The organism is Thiospirochaeta perfilievii, assembly GCF_008329945.1.
GTDB lineage: Bacteria > Spirochaetota > Spirochaetia > DSM-2461 > DSM-2461 > Thiospirochaeta > Thiospirochaeta perfilievii.
This window is the reverse complement of record NZ_CP035807.1, coordinates 3,560,001-3,578,425: the sequence shown is the minus strand read 5'-3', so window position 1 is coordinate 3,578,425 and position 18,425 is coordinate 3,560,001. Positions and strand designations below refer to the sequence as shown.

20 protein-coding genes are annotated in these 18,425 nt (G+C 30.5%); 7 read left to right on the top strand and 13 right to left on the bottom strand.

Annotation, left to right across the window (positions count from 1 at the left end):
* The first annotated feature begins 7 nt into the window (after nucleotides 1-7).
* Genes dut through EW093_RS16565 form a run of 6 tightly spaced genes read left to right on the top strand, consistent with a single transcriptional unit; the run spans nucleotide 8 to nucleotide 6,264 of the window.
* Nucleotides 8-436 (top strand): dUTP diphosphatase, encoded by a 429-nt coding sequence (dut, locus tag EW093_RS16590; protein WP_149569470.1) that lies wholly within the window; start codon nucleotides 8-10, stop codon nucleotides 434-436.
* The gene (locus EW093_RS16585) at nucleotides 417-1,433 is read left to right on the top strand and encodes a ligand-binding sensor domain-containing protein (protein ID WP_149569469.1); all 1,017 of its coding nucleotides are present in this window, start codon (nucleotides 417-419) and stop codon (nucleotides 1,431-1,433) included. The genes dut and EW093_RS16585 overlap by 20 nt, the downstream gene beginning before the upstream one ends.
* Nucleotides 1,434-2,702, top strand: coding sequence for an LptF/LptG family permease (locus tag EW093_RS16580; protein WP_149569468.1), 1,269 nt, complete (start codon nucleotides 1,434-1,436; stop codon nucleotides 2,700-2,702).
* The gene (locus EW093_RS16575) at nucleotides 2,702-3,790 is read left to right on the top strand and encodes an LptF/LptG family permease (RefSeq protein ID WP_149569467.1); all 1,089 of its coding nucleotides are present in this window, start codon (nucleotides 2,702-2,704) and stop codon (nucleotides 3,788-3,790) included. Before EW093_RS16580 ends, EW093_RS16575 begins: the two co-directional genes overlap by 1 nt.
* A gap of 11 nt (nucleotides 3,791-3,801) precedes the next feature.
* Nucleotides 3,802-4,917 (top strand): tRNA guanosine(34) transglycosylase Tgt, encoded by a 1,116-nt coding sequence (gene tgt / locus EW093_RS16570; protein WP_149569466.1) that lies wholly within the window; start codon nucleotides 3,802-3,804, stop codon nucleotides 4,915-4,917.
* The gene (locus EW093_RS16565) at nucleotides 4,918-6,264 is read left to right on the top strand and encodes a HEAT repeat domain-containing protein (RefSeq protein WP_149569465.1); all 1,347 of its coding nucleotides are present in this window, start codon (nucleotides 4,918-4,920) and stop codon (nucleotides 6,262-6,264) included.
* A 70-nt stretch (nucleotides 6,265-6,334) separates the two neighbouring features.
* On the opposite strand, the gene EW093_RS16560 is transcribed toward EW093_RS16565, so the two are convergent.
* The 4 genes from EW093_RS16560 to EW093_RS16545 are packed head-to-tail and all read right to left on the bottom strand — an operon-like array spanning nucleotide 6,335 to nucleotide 9,181.
* Nucleotides 6,335-6,784, bottom strand: a complete 450-nt coding sequence (locus tag EW093_RS16560) for a YaiI/YqxD family protein (RefSeq protein WP_149569464.1) — start codon at nucleotides 6,782-6,784, stop codon at nucleotides 6,335-6,337.
* Nucleotides 6,784-8,115 (bottom strand): HD-GYP domain-containing protein, encoded by a 1,332-nt coding sequence (locus EW093_RS16555; RefSeq protein WP_149569463.1) that lies wholly within the window; start codon nucleotides 8,113-8,115, stop codon nucleotides 6,784-6,786. Before EW093_RS16555 ends, EW093_RS16560 begins: the two co-directional genes overlap by 1 nt.
* Before the next feature lie 59 nt (nucleotides 8,116-8,174).
* Nucleotides 8,175-8,618, bottom strand: coding sequence for a ribonuclease HI (gene rnhA, locus EW093_RS16550; protein WP_149569462.1), 444 nt, complete (start codon nucleotides 8,616-8,618; stop codon nucleotides 8,175-8,177).
* Between the two features lie 2 nt (nucleotides 8,619-8,620).
* Nucleotides 8,621-9,181, bottom strand: a complete 561-nt coding sequence (locus EW093_RS16545; protein WP_149569461.1) for a 3'-5' exonuclease — start codon at nucleotides 9,179-9,181, stop codon at nucleotides 8,621-8,623.
* Nucleotides 9,182-9,253: 72 nt separating this feature from the next.
* Between EW093_RS16545 and EW093_RS16540 the strand changes: the two genes are divergently transcribed.
* Nucleotides 9,254-9,538 (top strand): hypothetical protein, encoded by a 285-nt coding sequence (locus EW093_RS16540; protein WP_149569460.1) that lies wholly within the window; start codon nucleotides 9,254-9,256, stop codon nucleotides 9,536-9,538.
* A 16-nt stretch (nucleotides 9,539-9,554) separates the two neighbouring features.
* Here EW093_RS16540 and EW093_RS16535 read toward each other — a convergent pair whose 3' ends face one another.
* The 9 genes from EW093_RS16535 to ispE all read right to left on the bottom strand — a co-directional run bounded on the left by EW093_RS16535 (nucleotide 9,555) and on the right by ispE (nucleotide 18,298).
* Nucleotides 9,555-9,794, bottom strand: coding sequence for a cold-shock protein (locus tag EW093_RS16535; protein WP_149569459.1), 240 nt, complete (start codon nucleotides 9,792-9,794; stop codon nucleotides 9,555-9,557).
* Nucleotides 9,795-9,866: 72 nt separating this feature from the next.
* Complete coding sequence (gene lepA, locus EW093_RS16530) at nucleotides 9,867-11,675, bottom strand: translation elongation factor 4 (RefSeq protein WP_149569458.1); 1,809 nt, start codon at nucleotides 11,673-11,675, stop codon at nucleotides 9,867-9,869.
* Nucleotides 11,676-11,727: 52 nt separating this feature from the next.
* On the bottom strand, nucleotides 11,728-13,455 hold the full coding sequence (locus EW093_RS16525) for a S1C family serine protease (protein ID WP_149569457.1): 1,728 nt from the start codon (nucleotides 13,453-13,455) through the stop codon (nucleotides 11,728-11,730).
* Complete coding sequence (locus tag EW093_RS16520) at nucleotides 13,452-14,777, bottom strand: tetratricopeptide repeat protein (RefSeq protein ID WP_149569456.1); 1,326 nt, start codon at nucleotides 14,775-14,777, stop codon at nucleotides 13,452-13,454. Before EW093_RS16520 ends, EW093_RS16525 begins: the two co-directional genes overlap by 4 nt.
* Nucleotides 14,778-14,821: 44 nt before the next feature.
* Nucleotides 14,822-15,808, bottom strand: a complete 987-nt coding sequence (gene tilS / locus EW093_RS16515; protein WP_187759755.1) for a tRNA lysidine(34) synthetase TilS — start codon at nucleotides 15,806-15,808, stop codon at nucleotides 14,822-14,824.
* Nucleotides 15,798-16,370 carry an aminoacyl-tRNA hydrolase gene (gene pth, locus EW093_RS16510; RefSeq protein ID WP_149569454.1) on the bottom strand — a complete coding sequence of 191 codons (573 nt, stop codon included), beginning with the start codon at nucleotides 16,368-16,370 and terminating at the stop codon, nucleotides 15,798-15,800. Before pth ends, tilS begins: the two co-directional genes overlap by 11 nt.
* Nucleotide 16,371: 1 nt before the next feature.
* Complete coding sequence (locus EW093_RS16505; RefSeq protein ID WP_149569453.1) at nucleotides 16,372-16,962, bottom strand: 50S ribosomal protein L25; 591 nt, start codon at nucleotides 16,960-16,962, stop codon at nucleotides 16,372-16,374.
* A gap of 144 nt (nucleotides 16,963-17,106) precedes the next feature.
* Nucleotides 17,107-17,385: a septation regulator SpoVG gene (gene spoVG / locus EW093_RS16500; protein WP_149569452.1), complete on the bottom strand. Its 279-nt coding sequence runs from the start codon at nucleotides 17,383-17,385 to the stop codon at nucleotides 17,107-17,109.
* A gap of 22 nt (nucleotides 17,386-17,407) precedes the next feature.
* Nucleotides 17,408-18,298: a 4-(cytidine 5'-diphospho)-2-C-methyl-D-erythritol kinase gene (ispE, locus tag EW093_RS16495; protein WP_149569451.1), complete on the bottom strand. Its 891-nt coding sequence runs from the start codon at nucleotides 18,296-18,298 to the stop codon at nucleotides 17,408-17,410.
* Nucleotides 18,299-18,425 lie beyond the last annotated feature (127 nt).

Sequence of the window (18,425 nt, the reverse complement as noted above, 5' to 3'; positions counted from 1 at the left end):
GAATAATATGAAAACAATTGATATAAAATATAGTACTAATACACCTAAGTACCATTCAGAAGAAGCTGCAGGAGCTGACATCCAGGCTTTTATTGATAAAGATATAGTAATAAAACCACTAGAGAGATCTATAATCCCTACAGGTATCTATTTAGAAATACCTAAAGGGTATGAAGCACAAGTTAGACCTAGATCAGGACTTGCAGCTAAGTATGGAGTTACAGTATTAAATACACCAGGAACAATTGACTCTGATTATAGGGGAGAGATTAAGGTAATTTTAATTAATCTTGGTCAAAATGATTTTATCGTTAGTAATTTAGATAGAATTGCACAGCTAGTTATAGCTCCAGTTATTAAAGCTAATTTTCAAAAAGATATTAAATTAAATCAAACAACTAGAGGTGAAGGCGGATTTGGTTCGACAGGTCTTTAAAATTCCTATTCTGTTATTTCTTATCTCCTGTACAACAGTAGAAAATAGTAAACCTACTATTGTTAAAACAGTTTCTTTTCCTAATTCGGAAAAGTTTAAAGAATTATTAGAAACAGATATTGAAGATACATTTAATGGAATTAATGAGAAAAAAAAAGTTTTAACTTCTGGATCTATCTCTACTTTAAAACTAATTGATAGTGACCTCTGGATAGGAAAATTAGGAGGAGAACTCCTTAGATATAATATTTACACTGGTGATCTTAAAGTTTTCCTAGAAGATGAATATACAATAAAAGATTTCTCAATTAAAAAAATAATTGATAACAATAATAAGATTTTAGTGCTTCAAAGTGATAGAGTTTTAGAAATCAATAAAAAAAATGATAAAATATATACACATATTTTCAGAAATGAAATATCTAGGGCCACAGATATTGTTTTTCATAATGGTATTCTATATATTTCCACTCTAGGTTACGGTCTATGGAGTTTTGATACTAATAATAATATTTTCAGAAAAATAAATTTAAATGATGAATATATCTCAACTCTATTTATAAATGACAACAATCTCTACATTGGCTCAATGAGACAGGGACTCTATATATATAATATTGAAAAAGATATTTTTTTATCAAGGACAAAGTTACCCATCCAATTATTTAATAAAAACATATTAGATATAAAAATGTTAAATAATGTATTCTGGATTGGTAGTGCTAAAAGAGGTCTAATAAAGTGGAATATTGAGGATAACTCTGTAGAGGTAATCTATCCAGATCTCTCTGTATCATCTATTGCACTGAGTAATAATATAAAAGTTGTCTCATTTATTGGAGATGGGTTATATGTTGAGATAGAAAATAGAAACTATTTTGAATCTATTGATACTTTTTTAGAAACCAACAATATAACTTCTATCGAATTGTATGAAAAAAACATAATATTAGGTAATATAAAAAAAGGTGTTACAGTTCAGGAGTATAATTATTAAATGATAAGATCATCAATTATTAATAGATATTTAGTTAAAGAAATTTTATTCTCCTTTTTAATAAGTTTCCTTTTCTTCTTTTTTGTTTTTTTTGTAAATCAAATCCTCTATATTATGGGACAGATGTTAAAAGAGATGCCCTTTATCGAAGTCCTAAAACTAGTTTGGTACTCTCTACCTATAGTAATTGCCTTATCCTTCCCATTTGGAGTCTTAGTAGGAGCTTTAATGGCTATTGGTAAACTATCATTTGATAATGAAATTTTAGCCTGTCTATCATCCGGAATATCATACTTCAAAATATATATCCCAATAATATTTATTGGGATAGTGCTATCAATTATCTCATTTATCATAAATGACTATTTACAACCTTTAGGTAATTCTAAGTCAAGAAAATTAAGAAGAGAGTTGATTCAAAGAAATCCTGACCTTATTTTAAAACCATTTTCTACTAAAATTTATAAGGATAGAGTAATTATCAATGGTGATGTTAATAGTGAAACTGGAATAGAAGATCTTGTAATAATTGATAGAAATGAAGATGGCTTAAATAGAGTTATTATGGCAGAAAAGGCGAAGATGTTAGATGGTGAGTTACAACAGGGTTTATTAACTCTATCTTTAAACAGTGTCTTTTCACTCTCTGCAGATGAGCATAAATCATCTGAGTTTGAATATTTTACCAGTGATTCAATGAAGTATAACATCCTATTTAGTGATATGCAGACAACCAACACTTCAATAACCCCAGAGGAGATGAGAAGTGTTGATATATATAAAGGTGTAAGAAGAATAAAGGATAAGTTAAGTTCTAAAGTCAAAACAGACATTCTAGAATCCTACAGTATAAAAAGTAAAATTGAAGAAGAGTATAATACACTAATATCTATGAAATCTATAAATGCCCAGAGCATAAATCGTTTACAAAACTTACAAAGAGATTATATAAAAAAGTCCTCATCAAAAATTAAAAGCAGAGAACTACTAGGTTGGCAAATAGGATTATACCAAAAGATTCTAATACCTCTATCATGTCTAAGTTTTTTATTATTAGCATTCCCATTAGGTTTAACAAATAAAAGAAGCGGAAAGATGATGGGTTTTGGTGTAGGACTATTTATTACAATAGTTTACTGGTCACTTTTAATGGGGACCAAAATATATGCATATAAAGGGGTAGGGAATACACTACTGATTATGGCTATTCCTAACATTTTTGTTTTACTTATAACAGCAATAATAATCCCAATAAGGTTTAAAAAATAATGAAATATCTACACAGTATGTTACTTAAACTTTTTATCCCAACATTTCTAGGAGCAGTTACCTTTTTTGTCGTACTTTTAGAGGTTATTGATCTATTTTCAAATATATCCAACTATATTAATGAAGATGTTCCACTTTTAGTTATATTACAAATTGTATTTTTTTATATTCCTAAAGCTATAAATACATCTCTTCCTATGGCACTTTTATTCTCCATCTCCTTTACCCTTGGGAACTTATACTCTAACAATGAATTAATTGCGATTTTTGCTTCTGGTATTAAACTTTTTAGATTTGTATATCCTTTAATCCTATTTGGACTTATTCTAAGTATTTTTGGTTTTTATTTTGATGATAAAGTTGTTATTCAAACCTACAGTAAAAAGAATGAACTACAGGATAGAGCCTTAAGTAGGGTTAAATCCTTTGATAATCATAATGTGGCCCTAACAAATAAGGACCGAAGTGTGATCTACTATATTAAATATTATAATGATACAAAAAAATCCCTATCTGATATAATTATAATTGAACGGGATATTAGAAATCGTCTAATTCAAAGGGTTGATGCAAAAATAGCTTACTGGAAAAATCAGACTTGGGAGTTTCAAGATACTTTAATATATAAGTTAGAAGATAATAACGACTATTTTACTGTTACTAATAGAGCTAAGTATATAAATAATAAATATAGTTTAACCCCTGAGAGTTTTAAAGATCCAATAAAAGATATATCTGAAATGGATCTAGAAACCAGTAGAAAATGGATTGAACTTCTTAAAACTACAGGTAAAACCCATAGAGCCATGGAAGACTATATGGAGTATCTTAAACGATATACAATGACACTAACTCCACTTATAGTAGCATTTTTATCATGTGCTTTAGGTGGAAAGTTCAAAAAGAATGTTCTTCTTATGAGTTTACTCTCGTCATTATCTATATCTGTATGTTATTATGTTTTTCAAATGATAACAGTAGAAGTCTCCCTTAGAGTCGAGTACATTCCTCCACTAATGGGAGCTTGGGCACCATTTATACTTTTTACAATCATAGGTTTAGTTCAATTTAAAAAGGCTAAAACCTAATAGGACAATTAATGTTTACACAATTAGAAAGAGACAAAAATACAAATGCAAGAAATGGTATAATGCATTTGCCCCACGGAGATGTATTGACTCCAGCATTTATGCCAGTTGGAACAAATGGAGCAGTTAAGGCTCTTCATCATAAGTCATTAAAAGAGATGGGTTATGACCTTATTCTAGGAAACACATACCATCTATACCTAAGACCCGGTCTAGATGTTATTAGAAATGCAGGTAGCCTCCATGATTTCACAACTTGGGATAAAAATATCTTAACAGATTCCGGTGGTTTCCAAGTATTCTCACTATCTGAGTTTAGAAAAATATCAGAGGAGGGTGTTAAGTTTAGATCCCATATTGATGGCTCATACCATATGTTTACACCTGAAAATGTAATTGAAAAGCAGGAAGTATTTAGAAGTGATATACTTATGATGCTTGATGTATGTACACCTCCAGGAATTGGAGAGAGGGAAGCAAGAGAAGCCTTAGATATAACAACTAGATGGGCAAAAAGAGGAACTAAACGTTGGCATGAGAGAATAGATGGTTACGATGGGAAACTATTTGCAATAGTTCAGGGTAACTTTTATAAAGAGTTAAGAAAAAGAAGTGCCCTAGAATTACTTGAGTTAGATACTCCTGGTATCGCTATTGGAGGATTATCAGTAGGGGAGACTCCAGCAGAGTTTCATGAGTATCTCTCCTATACTGCAGAGTTTCTTCCCTTAGAAAAACCAAAATATGTTATGGGTATAGGAACACCTGATTATATACTCTCAGCTGTTGAGAATGGAATAGATATCTTTGATTGTGTTTATCCCACAAGAATAGCGAGAAACGGGACAGCATTTACAAGAGATGGTCTTATTATGCTTAAAAATGCAAAACATGAATTATCACTTTTACCCCTAGATCCTGAGTGTAATTGTCCTGTTTGTAAAAAATATACCAGGTCATATATTAGACATTTAGTTAAAGCTAAAGAGATACTTGCACCGATGTTAGTAACAGAGCATAATCTATACTTCCTAGCAAATATGATGGAAGAGATCAGAGAATCTATAAAAGTTGGGAATTTTTATCTATACAAACAAAATTTTCTAAAAAGATATAAAGGGCTATAAATGAAAAAAACACTTCTTTCTTTAATCTATATCATCTATTTAACATGTGTAATCTTTTCTGAAGAACCTAATGAAAAAATAGTTTCTATAGATCAAGAAAGGAGTGAAACTCTACTTTATGGAATCGATTCTGAAGTTAAAGAGTTAATAGCAAAATTAAAAAAAGATAAAATTACGGGTTTTAATAAGGAGTTAAACTCTATATTAGAGAGTACATATGATGAATCTCTTAAACTTGCAATATTAGATTATTATACCCAAATGGAAATTAGTGATGGCGAAGATGAAGCCTTAAAAGTATTTGATTTAATCATTTATCAAGAGGAATTCAGCGACAACTATGCCATATCTTGTATTGATTATTTAAGTGAAATTGAGTCAAAAAAAGCAATCTCCGATATTGGATCTATACTTGATAGTGATAATGATAAAATTGTAATCGCAGCGATGAAATTAATAGGTAAAAATAGAGTTAAATCCCAGGAAAAAACTCTATTATCCTATCTAGAAGATGATGATACAGAAGAAAGTGTATATGTTCAGGTAATAAAAACCCTAGGAAGTATAAAATCTAAAGAAGCTATTAAGCTATTAATACCAATTGCTGATGATGAGGACGAAGAGACAACTATAAGAAATGCTGTATGTTATAGTCTCGGGGAAATTGGAGATGAAGAAGGGATTCCTGTGCTTAAGAGATGCCTAGGGAATAGAACTAACTATCTGCTAAGATTAAGCGCATTAGAAGCTCTTGGAAAGTTCTCATCTCCTGATATGGATAACATATTAATACAGTCCCTTAGGGATCCTCACTGGTCAATTCGTGAAAAAGCAATTGAAGCATTAGGAGATAAAAAAGTAACAAAAGCTTTTGATATATTAAAATATAAAGCTCTTAAAGATCCTGAAACTAAGATACAAAAGAAGGCTTTTTACGCAATTGGAGATATAGATAGTGAAGAGTGTAGAGATTTCCTTAAGGAAGTTTATACTGAAAAATCATATAGTGATACACAAAAGATATTGGCAATTGAAAAACTTATAGAGCATAATGTAGATTGGATTTACCCATCAATTGAAGAGAGATATAACAAGGATAGACTAGAGAAGAGAAAGCCAATATTAGATGCTACTATTAAATTCTTTGTTAATAAAGAGTATAAATTTGGAGTAGACCTATATAACAAGCTACTAGCTGATGATAATTATATCTACCGTTTATATGCTATTCAAGGAATAAGGCTTAACAAGCTATCAGAATTTAAAGAGAAGTTAGTTACATTATCAACAACAGATAAAAATAAAAATATTAAAAAACACGCACTTTCTGCTATAGAAGAACTCTAGGTTCTTTTATATAATATATAAGTAGACAGAATATATATTATCAGAAGTCATTGATCAGGACAAAAAACAACTAGCTTGTTTTTTGTCTTAATATCTTATCAAAAGAGTTTGAGAAATTTTGAACATCCTTAGGACCAAAACGGTTTGTAGATTCATAACCTAATCCTAACTCCCGGGCTTCTTTCATAAAATCCCTAATTGAGAGTCTCTCCTTTATATTCTCCTTAGTATAGATATCACCTCTATCATTAAGTACTGTTAAACCCTCATTAACTAATTCATCTGCAAGTGGTATATCTCTAGTAATAACAATATCGCTCTCTTTAATATTATCTAATATATACTTATCAGCACTTTGATCTTCGTTACTTGTAACAATCTTTCTTATATAATCATGCTCCTGTACAGGTATAACTCTATTTGCGACATATAAGGCTTCAATTTCTACTCTTTTTGCCGCCTTGGAAATAATCTCTCTTATTTTAACTGGACATGAGTCTGCATCTACCCATATTCTCACTAAATCTCTCCTGAATCAATTAAAAATAACTCAAACATATCAAAAAGTATTGGATCTACCTTAACATGTTCCTTTATAAAAACATCCCTCATAAACTCAATTGCAGCAATTGGTGTTAGAGGCTCCCTATACTTTCTCTCAGGGTCTGTTAATGCATCGTAAACATCAACAATCTCTAACAATTTAGCAGGAAAGAAACATAGTGCATTTCCATTATATACATCTTTTAGTGAGTATGATATACAGTGATCACACTTTGTTCCCTCTGGAAATTTTCGCTTAATAAAGTCTCTTAAGGGACCATATCCACTATCGTCCCCATAATATTCATGATGAAAACCAGCAATTGCAGAAACAACAGGTGGATATACGGTTCGTTTTAGGAGTTCATTAAAACCATTAGTTACATGGGCTTGAATCCTATCCTTAATATATCCCTCTGATCCTTCAAAATATTCTAAATCTACCTGTTTACCTATATCATGTAGTAGAAAACCAACACCAATTGCATTTGATTCTAATTCTGATACAGTGGACATTCCACCCATAAAAACACGTTCAAGGGTAATTAAGTGGAAGTTTTTTTCATGGGGTAAAAGTTTTTCATATTTATCCCTATATTTAGCCACAAAATTAACTCTTACTTTTGATGCATAACCATTATTTAATAGTTTGTTATAATATTTATAAAAGGATAAAGACATAACAAATGTTCTTGTCATATGTTTAATTGTAGATCCGTTGGATTTCTTAATTAACTCTGAAAATATAGAGTAATCTCCTGAGTAATCCCCTAAAAGGTTTGATGCAATTTTAACAATCTCTGTCGTCTCATCAACTGATTTTTTAGACTTAATTTTAGCTTTTTCAGGAGTCAACTTCATTAAGTCATCAAAAATGACTTTATTTAGCATTATAGTCTCATTGGTACTAGAAATTAAAGCTTCACCAATTTCTTCATCTTTCTTTAATCTCTTTAAATCAAGGAGTTTAAGCCTACTTTTATTATCCTTTAAACCTTCTAACCTTTTTTCATCAGAGAGTTGTGTAGCTTCTTTGTAAAACTCATTAAAGCCATAAAAATCCTCTTCTATCTCTTTCCCTTCTTTAAAGTCAACAATATCCTTCTCATTTATATAGTAGGACCATTTATTATTTTCGTCACTCCAAAAATTGGGGTTTTTTTTGTAGAGTTCATTAAGAAGCTTTATCTCCTGCTCTTCTGTATCAAAATTTTTACATAAAATTTTAATAGGATTTTTAGTAATAGTATCTAATTGTGTTTTTTCTAAACTATCTAAAATATCTAATGATATATACTTCCTAGCCATATTAATTCCTTTTATACATACAATAATTATAGTGTGCTTTAAGACATTTTTCTATTTTATTAGAAAAATTTAGCTCTTTCTTCTGCAACTAAGCTGTCACATATCTCATTATATTTATCTCCAGAATGACCTTTTACCCAAAACCATTTAATCTCTGTCATTTTTGTAAGAGTTCTTAACTCTATCCATAACTCTTTATTTTTTACAGGTTTTTTTGCAGCTGTTTTCCAACCATTTTTTTCCCAATTTATAATCCAACTTGTAATACCATTTTTAACATATTGGGAGTCTGTATATATTGATAAATTATTTTTAAAACCAAACTCTGCACCAATATACTCAAGGGCCTTTATTACAGCAGTTAACTCCATCTTATTGTTAGTCGTAGATTCATCACCTCCGGATAAAAGAATCTCCTTCCCATCAACTAAAAGGACACTACCCCAGCCTCCTGGACCTGGATTTCCGGTGCAACCACCATCTGTATATATAATTATATTCATCTTTAAATCATCTCCGTATTTTTTAGTTTATTTATGCACATAGTATACAACTCATAACATACCCTGGCATCATCTTCAGCTCTGTGTGCATTTAAAACATCAATATTAAGCCTAGAAGCAATTATACCAAGGGAGTATTTTTTCTCACCAGGGAAAGCTTTCCTAGCTAATCTTACTGTATCTACTAACATATTTTCTAATATTGGAGTATTAGCTCTCTCTAAATACGAGTTAATAAAACCGATATCAAAGGATATATTATGAGCTACAATTATACAGTTTTTAGAGAATTCAATAAACTGTTTAACGCCCTCAATATCACTAATACACCCTATTAACATATCAGTAGTTATACCATTTACCTTTGTGGAATAGAATGGAACAGGTATTCCAGGGTTAACTAACATTGATAACCGGTCTACAATTTCATTATCCCTAATTTTAAGGGCACCAATTTCTATAATCCTCTCACTCTTTGGGTTTAAACCCGTGGTTTCAAGATCAAAAACAACAATTTCTTTTTTAGTATTATATAGTTCTTTATAGTTATTTAATATAAGCATATTTTAAAACTTTACCCTTATGATTAATTTATAGCAATAGAAAAAGAGTTAAATATATGCATAATAGACTATATGAATATTAAAGAATTAATGAAAGAATACTCATTTGAGTTAAATGATGTAAGATGGTATCTAGCAAATAATATAGCCTTAGAGTGTATAGAGATGTCAAATAGAGAGAATGATTTAACCTCTTTTATTAGCTCTGGAGAGCTGGAAGCGAGAGTTTATAATATGGAAGAAAGATTTATTGAAGATCTTCAAGATCTATCTGATAGAAACAGAATGGATGAATCAAATATTCGGGATATCTTTAATAACATATACTCTTTAAAATTAAAACGAAATAAAAATTAATAAAAAAAGGAAGATATTATCTTCCTTTTTTTATGATTTGAAATATAAAAAATTGATTAAAAACTAAATTAAACTTTTTTACATTGATTGCGCAAGGGCCTTTTTGACCATCACCAATTTCAAACTCCACAGTATCACCTTCATCAATGTAACCGTTAATTCCACTTGTGTGTACAAATAAATCATTTCCATTAGCTTGTGTAATGAAACCGTATCCTTTAGTAGAATTAAACCACTTTACTGTTCCTGTCTCCATTATGACCTCATTAAAATAAATATATTAACAATATAACCTTTATACCCACATTAATCAATGAATAAAATAAGATTACTCCTCATCTGTTCTTAAAACTGATAAAAAGGCATTTTGAGGAAGCTCAACTCGACCAACCATCTTCATTCTCTTTTTACCCTCTTTTTGCTTCTCTAAAAGTTTCTTTTTCCTAGAGATGTCTCCACCATAACATTTAGAAGTAACATCTTTTCTTAATGCAGGTATTGTCTCTCGAGCAATAATACTGCTACCAATTGCCCCTTGGATTGGTATTTTAAATTGATGTCTACTAATTTCACCCTTTAATCTCTTACATACGTTTCGGGCTTTATCATAGGCACTTCCTTTAAATACTAACTGGGATAGAGCATCTACAACATCTCCATTTAGAAGAATATCTAGTTTTACAAGTTCAGTCTCTTTAAAGTCATTCTCTTCATAATCAAATGAAGCGTAACCCCTGGAAACAGACTTTAACCTGTCGTAAAAATCGAATAGGATCTCAGCAAGTGGCATCTCATATTTAATCTCCACTCTTTTCTCATCTAGATACTCCAACTCAGTCTGTATCCCACGTTTTGCTGTACATAGATTCATAATATTACCTAGGTATTCAGAAGGGGTAATTATAACAGCATTAATATATGGCTCTTCAGCTCTTTCAATAACCCCTGGATCAGGAAATTCTGTTGGATTATCTAAAAAATAAACCTCTCCTGATTTAGGAGTTATTCTATACCTTACAGATGGAGAAGTTAATACGATATTTAATCCAAACTCTCTCTCAAGACGCTCTTGTATTACTTCTAAATGTAGAAGTCCTAAAAACCCACATCGAAATCCAAGACCTAGGGCTGCCGATGAATCTTTCTCGTAGACTAAAGATGCATCGTTAAGTCTTAACTTATCTATTGCAGCTTGTAAATCCTCATACTGGTCTGCATCTACTGGATATATTGAAGAGAATACAACAGGCTTTACATCCCTAAAACCATCTAATGGTTCTTCACAAGGATTTTTCAAAGTTGTTATAGTGTCCCCAACACGAACTTCACTAATATCTTTAATTCCCGCTATTATATAACCAACTTCACCAGCTTTTAAAGATTTTTTAGAGTCTCTAGTTATTCTAAAATAACCTAACTCTTCTACCTTATTAACCTTCCCGGTTGAGTAAAACTTTATATCTTCCCCTAGTTTCAACTCTCCATCAAATACACGAACATGCATTATTACCCCTTTATAAGGGTCATAGTGTGAGTCAAAGATATTTGCCTTTAAAGGTTTATCTAAAGTTCCCTTAGGAGAAGGGATCCACTCAATAATACCTTCTAATAACTCATCAACACCAGTTCCGAATTTAGCAGAAACAGGAAAGATTAAATCTGGGTCTAATCCTAGATCATGATCGACCTGCTCTCTAATTCTTCCAATATCTGCACTTGGTAGATCCATTTTATTTACAACTGGAATTATTTCTAAGTCCTGCTCCACAGCCATATACATATTTGAGAGAGTTTGAGCTTCAACTCCCTGGGTTGCATCCACGAGTAATAAAGCTCCTTCGCATGAGGCTATAGCCCTTGATACCTCATAGGAAAAATCTACATGTCCTGGAGTATCAACAAGATTAAGCTTATATGTCTTACCATCTTTACTTGTAAAAGGGATGGTAACTGCTTGGGATTTTATAGTTATACCCCGCTCTCTCTCAATATCCATAGAGTCTAATAGTTGACTTTGGAACTCTCTTGAAGAAATAATCTGTGATTTCTCAATGAATCTATCTGCCAATGTGGACTTACCATGATCGATATGTGCTATTATACAGAAATTCCGTATTAATTCTTGTTCGTCTATCATATCTGATACTATATAGTAAGGTTCAATTTACATCAATAAATCTATCAATTCTTTATATAAAGAAATTAACATTTATAGGAGCAGCGACCTGTATGGATTTCTCCCAAAAACCTTCCTTTTTACTCTGTATTACAAACTGTAAAATAACAGATTTTAAATCCTTATTATACTCCCAATCCTTAACTTCTATTATATCTCCAACTTGAAGACTTAACTCGTCTGCAATGGTTCCAGGATATACATCATTTATAAGATACTCCTTATTCCACAATATTTTTCCTGTATATCTAATATCCATTCCAAAAAGAGGAATATATAACTTATCTGATGTATCTCCAGTTATTATACTCTCCATGATAACTTTAGGCCTCTCGCCAAGGGTCATATACTTTTCATAATAACTACTACCCCTTTTAAAGTTGACCTTTACTATTTCTCCAATATTAAAGCCCATAATATAGTCTTGAATATCAATAATTGATGAGAATTTTTTTTCATTTATAGATACTATAATGTCACTCTTATTTAAACCTAAATAAAAGGCTGGTGATTTAGGCTTAACATAAACAACCTCTATACTATTTTTTCTATATACTAAGCCAGCTCCTAACCAAGGGTGCTTAACTTCCCCCCCCATATAGAGTTCCTGTAATTTATTTTTTAAGTATTTAACTGGTATTGCAAAGTTAATCCCTTCAAAGTCCTCTATCCCAGCAAATACGACATTTGTTACCCTATTATTGTTATCAATTAATGGTCCACCACTATTTCCAGGATTTATAGCACTATCAATCTGTATAACAGATCCGATCTCAAGAAGAGATCTGTTTTTTGCAGAGACAATTCCTGATGTTACAGTACTACCTAATCCACCAGGAGAACCTAATGCAAGAACCCTATCCCCAATACTAATATCATTATCCTTTGCAAAGGAAAAGACATACTCAGGAATATGAGAAACCTTTATTAAAGCAAGATCTAAAACCTTATCCCAGCCTACAATTTTTGCAGGGATTTTATCAATTAATCCATTTAGTTTAATATAAAGATTAGCAACACCCTCATACTCTGTGTCTACTAAAGACTCAACTACATGGTAATTGGTAACGGCATACCCAAGCTTATCAATAAAGAAGCCACTTCCTACCACAATATCCTGGGTCCCTACACCATTTTGAAAACTTATCCCTTTGTTTACAAAAACAGTTATACTTCCGTCTATGTATTCATTATTTCCTATATCACTTTTAATATAGGTATTTCGACTATTGAGCTCACTAACTAATTTTGGATAGTCACTACTTGGAGAGACTTTATTATACTCAATCTCTAGATCGACTAATTGATCACTGCTAAGTTTAGAATAGTCTAACTCATCTTCCCCTAAAAAGACTCCAGACTTACTTAATATTGCAGAAGTATCTTTAATTAGATATTGATAAAGATAGTTATTGTATTGATACTCATCTGTGTTAAACCTTAGAATCTCAAGATTTTGATATAATATAAAAAAATTACTCCAATCTTCATTTAAAATATACTCATTAAGTTTTGTAGTCATTAAACTATGCAATTTAATTTTACTCTCATCTAGTTGCTCACTCCCCCCTGTTATATCCTCATAATAAACTAACAGTTGAAATGCTTTTGAAATATTAGACTCATCTAAACAACTGTTAATCTCTTCAACAATAATAACATCCAAGTCAGCTTCATACTCAATTAATTCGGTTGTGCAAGATAAAAATAAAACAACAATTATATAAACAAACTTCTTCACTTTAGCCACCAGTTTTCTAAATTCTCCTGATTGTATTTGGTTTCAATTACAAGATCATCACTAAACTTTTTATATATATCAAATAAGCCATCAGAGTTTATATCCTCTAGACTGTATTTTTTTATATTATCCTCAAAATATGTAGATAAGTCAAAACCACCATACTTATTATACTCTTCTAATAAAAAATAGGTGTTATCATTGATAAACTTTTTTTTGTCTACTAACTGGTTATTGTGATATGTTGTTATGGATATGGTCTTTAATCGATCTAATAGACTAAAATCTAATTTAATCTTACTATTAATAATAGGGTTTGGAATTTTAAATTTTGTATATGATTTATATAAGTCATACTCTTTTTTGTAATCAGGTCTCTCACTTAAGAGTATTTTATCAATAAACGGGTAGTTATCATAATATAATTCAGACTCATTATATCTTATTAAATATGGGATTGAATCATTAAAATAAAACTGTAGCTCATATATATTATCCTGATTAGAGTCTATTTTTTTATATTCAATAATACCGTTTTGTAGACAAAATTGGGTATCTGGATATGTATCACTATTTGTATCCAAATAATAGAATCCAGAGAGTTCTTCTTTGGGTAATATTTTAAGCAACAGAGGTATAACCATGTAGTTACCAACTAAACCATTAATCTCATTTATATTAGCTTTTCTAAGTTGTTTATTTAATAATACCTCAATCGTAATTTTTGGAACTAGACCAGAACACCTCTGATATAGTCTTATTAAACTCTGAAGGGATGTTTCTCTGTTTAAAACTTTTGTTAAATTTATTCTTAATGGTTTTATTAGATATTCTAATTCATAAAATTTAACTTCATTAGGATATTGATGTTGGGCACTTTTTATTATCTTTAAAGCATCCATATTTTGTCCTGTTCTAATATAGGAATCAGCAATATAGAATAAAACATCCATTCTGCCTATATCTCCTAAATCTATTTTGGATGTATAACCAAGAACTTGCTCATACATATTTAGTCTATACAGAGTTGTTATATAGTGTAACTGACTCTCAAAGGTTGGGAGGGTTGAGAGTTCCAAGTTTTTCTTAACTAAATTCAAGTCATAGTTATTTTTATCTAGATAGATCGCTTTACTAATTAATGCTACCTGATTATTTTTATCAAACTCTAAAACCTTATTTAGTTGCTCTAAAGTAATATCCTCTTTATAACTATTAAAAAGTTCCTTAGATAGCAACTTGTCTTTATTAAGTCCATCTAAAGAAAAGATATTTATCGAAAATATAAAGAGTAGAGAAGTTATTATAAAATGCTTTATCATACATTTATTTTAATGATGATTTTATTTATCTACAACATATTTAACTATTTTAATAGTTTATTATTCAACAGGGTCCAAATTAAATGTTCTTTATTCCTATAAAACTGTATTCCGTGACCTTCTAAAATAATCTCATTGTTTTTAAAGTTTAGTTTTCTAATAGGCTTAAGAAATCTATTAGGAAGTCGGTAGCTAGGAATATCTCCATGAAATGTTTTATCAAAAACCCTATATATCTCATTTTCTCGCTCTAAGTAGGACAAATTCAAGAAATCATTGTAACTTGTAACCCAAGAACCTAAGATATTAGTCCACTCTAAATCCTTTGATTTTAGATTAATAAATTGATTTAAATCTATTAGTTTTCCTTCTAGTTTTGATAAAGAGTTTCTAAAAGATGGAAAAACTTCCTCTATTGTTGGAATAAGGATATTACGAATTTTATTTCTTAGATAATCATTCTCACTATTTGTTTTATCAAGGGCAAATTTAATTCTTTCACTATTTAGATAACTTAATAGGTAACTCTTCTCTATATTTATCAAGGGACGTATAATATTCCCTCGTTCGCTTTTTATTCCAATCAAACCCTCATATGAACTACCTTGAAAAAAACGCATAATTTGTGTTTCGATTTGATCATCTCTATTGTGGGCAACTGCTATTAAATCATCTTTAGCAACAAGTTGATTAAAGAAGTTATATCTTAACTCCCTAGAAACAGACTCAATACTATTTCTTCTCTCCTTGGATATCTCAAATATTTCTCCCTGCTTAAATATTTTAACATGTAATTTTACCCCGAGGTTTGAACAGTGCTCTTTTACAATATCATAATCGACTAGATTCTCTTCCTTTGATCTTAAACCGTGGTTTACATATGCTGCAGAGAGGTTTATAGAAAACTCTTCTTTTACTGAATTTAACAGAAAAAGTAGAGATACTGAATCTGGGCCACCAGATAACGCTACTAAAATATTTTTATTAAAAATTTTATTATCTATTAGATAATTCCTAATACTATTTATCAATTTTTCGTCTATTTATATAGTTCATAACTTGACTAATACTATCAGATGTAAGCCTAAGCAGACCTTCTACAGCTCTATCCTCAGCTTCGAGAACTTCGTTATCTTCAATAGGAGAGAGAACATACTCTGTAATAGATTCTCCCTTTGGTGGTCTTCCTATACCAACAAACAATCTTTTATACTCATTAGAACCTAGATAATCATTTATGGACTTTAAACCATTATGACCTCCATCTGATCCCTTAAGCTTAAACTTTAATAGACCTTTTTCAATGTCTAAATTATCTACAACAATAACAACACTGCTATTTGTTAATTTATACTTACTAAGTAGTGAAGGAAGAACTTCTCCTGAGCGATTCATATATGTTGTTGGTTTTACAAGAATAAATTTGTTTGAATTGTAAGTGATATGAGTTATAAAATACTTCTTAAAAAAAGGCTTTGAAAATTTAACACCAAACTTTGATGCAAGTTTATCAACAACATCAAAGCCAGTGTTATGTCTTGTCCCATGGTATTTACTACCTGGATTACCAAGACCTATTACTAGAAGAGTCATTTTACTCTTCTACTGTTTCAGCTTCATCTTCTTCAATAGCAGCTGCTCCAGCTTTTGTTACATGAGTTATTACTTGCTCAGGACTAGTAAGAAATTTAACACCTTTAATCTCTGCTAAATCTTTTACATGTATTGATTGACCAATTTCTAAGTTCTCAATATTAACAATAATCTCTTCAGGAATATCTTTTGGAAGACACTCCACTTGAATTTCATGTACTAAAGTTTCTAAGCTTCCACCTAATCTTACTCCGACAGAGCTTCCCTCAATATGTAAAGGAACTATAGTATTTAATGATTTACCTTTTTCTACTTCGTAAAAATCAAGATGTAAAATATTACCTTTTAAAACATCTTCGTCAAAGTCTTTGATAAGAACGTGATATACATCTTTACCATCTTTAAGGTCAATAATTGTATTCTCAGAAATAACTTTAAATTTCTTACCAAATTCTCTTTCGTTAACAGAAAATAATGTATTATCAGAATGACCATACATTACCGCAGGAATAAAACCTTCTTTTCTTAAAGATTTTAATGAGTTTTTACCTACGCTTGTTCTTTTAACAACAGATAAGGTTCTTTTATCCATATCTATTCTCCTTAATTTATAATAATCGAATTTCAACAAAAACTTTTAAACATAAGTGTTTAAATTAGTCAATATCCAATAGTTTATGGAATTGTATAATAATCATTTAGAGATTCACCGTCAATACTTTTAGTCGAAAAGTTGCTAATACTCTTCTTCATCCTCATAATGATCAGAATTATTAAATGATTCAAGAATTTGTGCTTGCATTTTATTTCTAAAATCAGTGTTTATCGGATGGGCTACATCTTTAAATTCACCCTTTCTTGTTTTTCTACTTGGCATAGCAATAAACACTCCACTATCCCCTTCAATAACTTTTACATTATGCACAACAAAAGAGTCGTCAAATGTAACTGTAACATAAGCTTTTAATTTACCTTCGGCATCAACCTTTCTAATACGAATGTCGGTAATCTCCATAGTGTTCCTCCTGTAGTAGACCTTAGAAGACTATTTTCTCTGTTGCTGGAAAATCCTCTAGGGGCTCAACTATAAAAATTTTATATTGACGATTCTCTGTTAGTCTATCCTTAGCCCTTTGTGAATCACTTTTATGCTTAAACAAGCCAAACATTGTACTACCACTACCTGATAATGCTGCCATAGCTGCACCCTCTTCTAACATAATCGTCTTTATGTCATTTATGAAAGTATAATCTGAAAATAAAGCGATTTCAAAACTATTTTTAAAATTACTAAAATTATCTATGCCTTGGGTATAAGTATCTTTTATACAACCCAGGTTTTGACTGCTATTTTCTGTTATTACCCCAGCATCATTTAATAAAGAGAAAGCTTTAGCTGTTGATATATGTATAGAGGGGTTTACAACCAATACATGGTATCCTTTAACTGTATTTAGTGGTGTAACAATTTCTCCACGTCCTTGAACAAGCGCTGTACCACTACCTAAGAAAAAAGGAACATCACTTCCTAAGGAAAGAGCTATATCAAATAACTCCTTATCTGATAAAGGCTTATTATAAATGGTATTCAAAAGTCGTAGAGCTGCTGCACAGTTACTACTCCCCCCTCCTAAACCACCACCACTAGGTGTATTTTTTTCTATACAAAAGTCTATCTCTTCTTTTATACCTAATTTATTATAAAACTTCTTCCCAGCCTTATAAATTAAATTATCTTCCAATGAGCAATCAAAATCACCAACAATTGTTATTGTTTTTGTATTGTTTATTTTTGCATAAATTCTATCTTGTAGAGATATCAGTTGAAAAATTGATGTTAAATTATGGTATCCATCCCTTCGTTTATTGTGCACATCTAAGTGAAGATTGATTTTACATGGGGAGTTAATTACATATTCGTATTTCATTCTTATATTATATTTATTTGAAAACTATTTGTATATAAATATTTTATACTATAATTAATAGGGTATAAAAAACAATTATAACTTCCTAGGTCAATCAACATTCCACCTATAGATCATTAAAAATAAA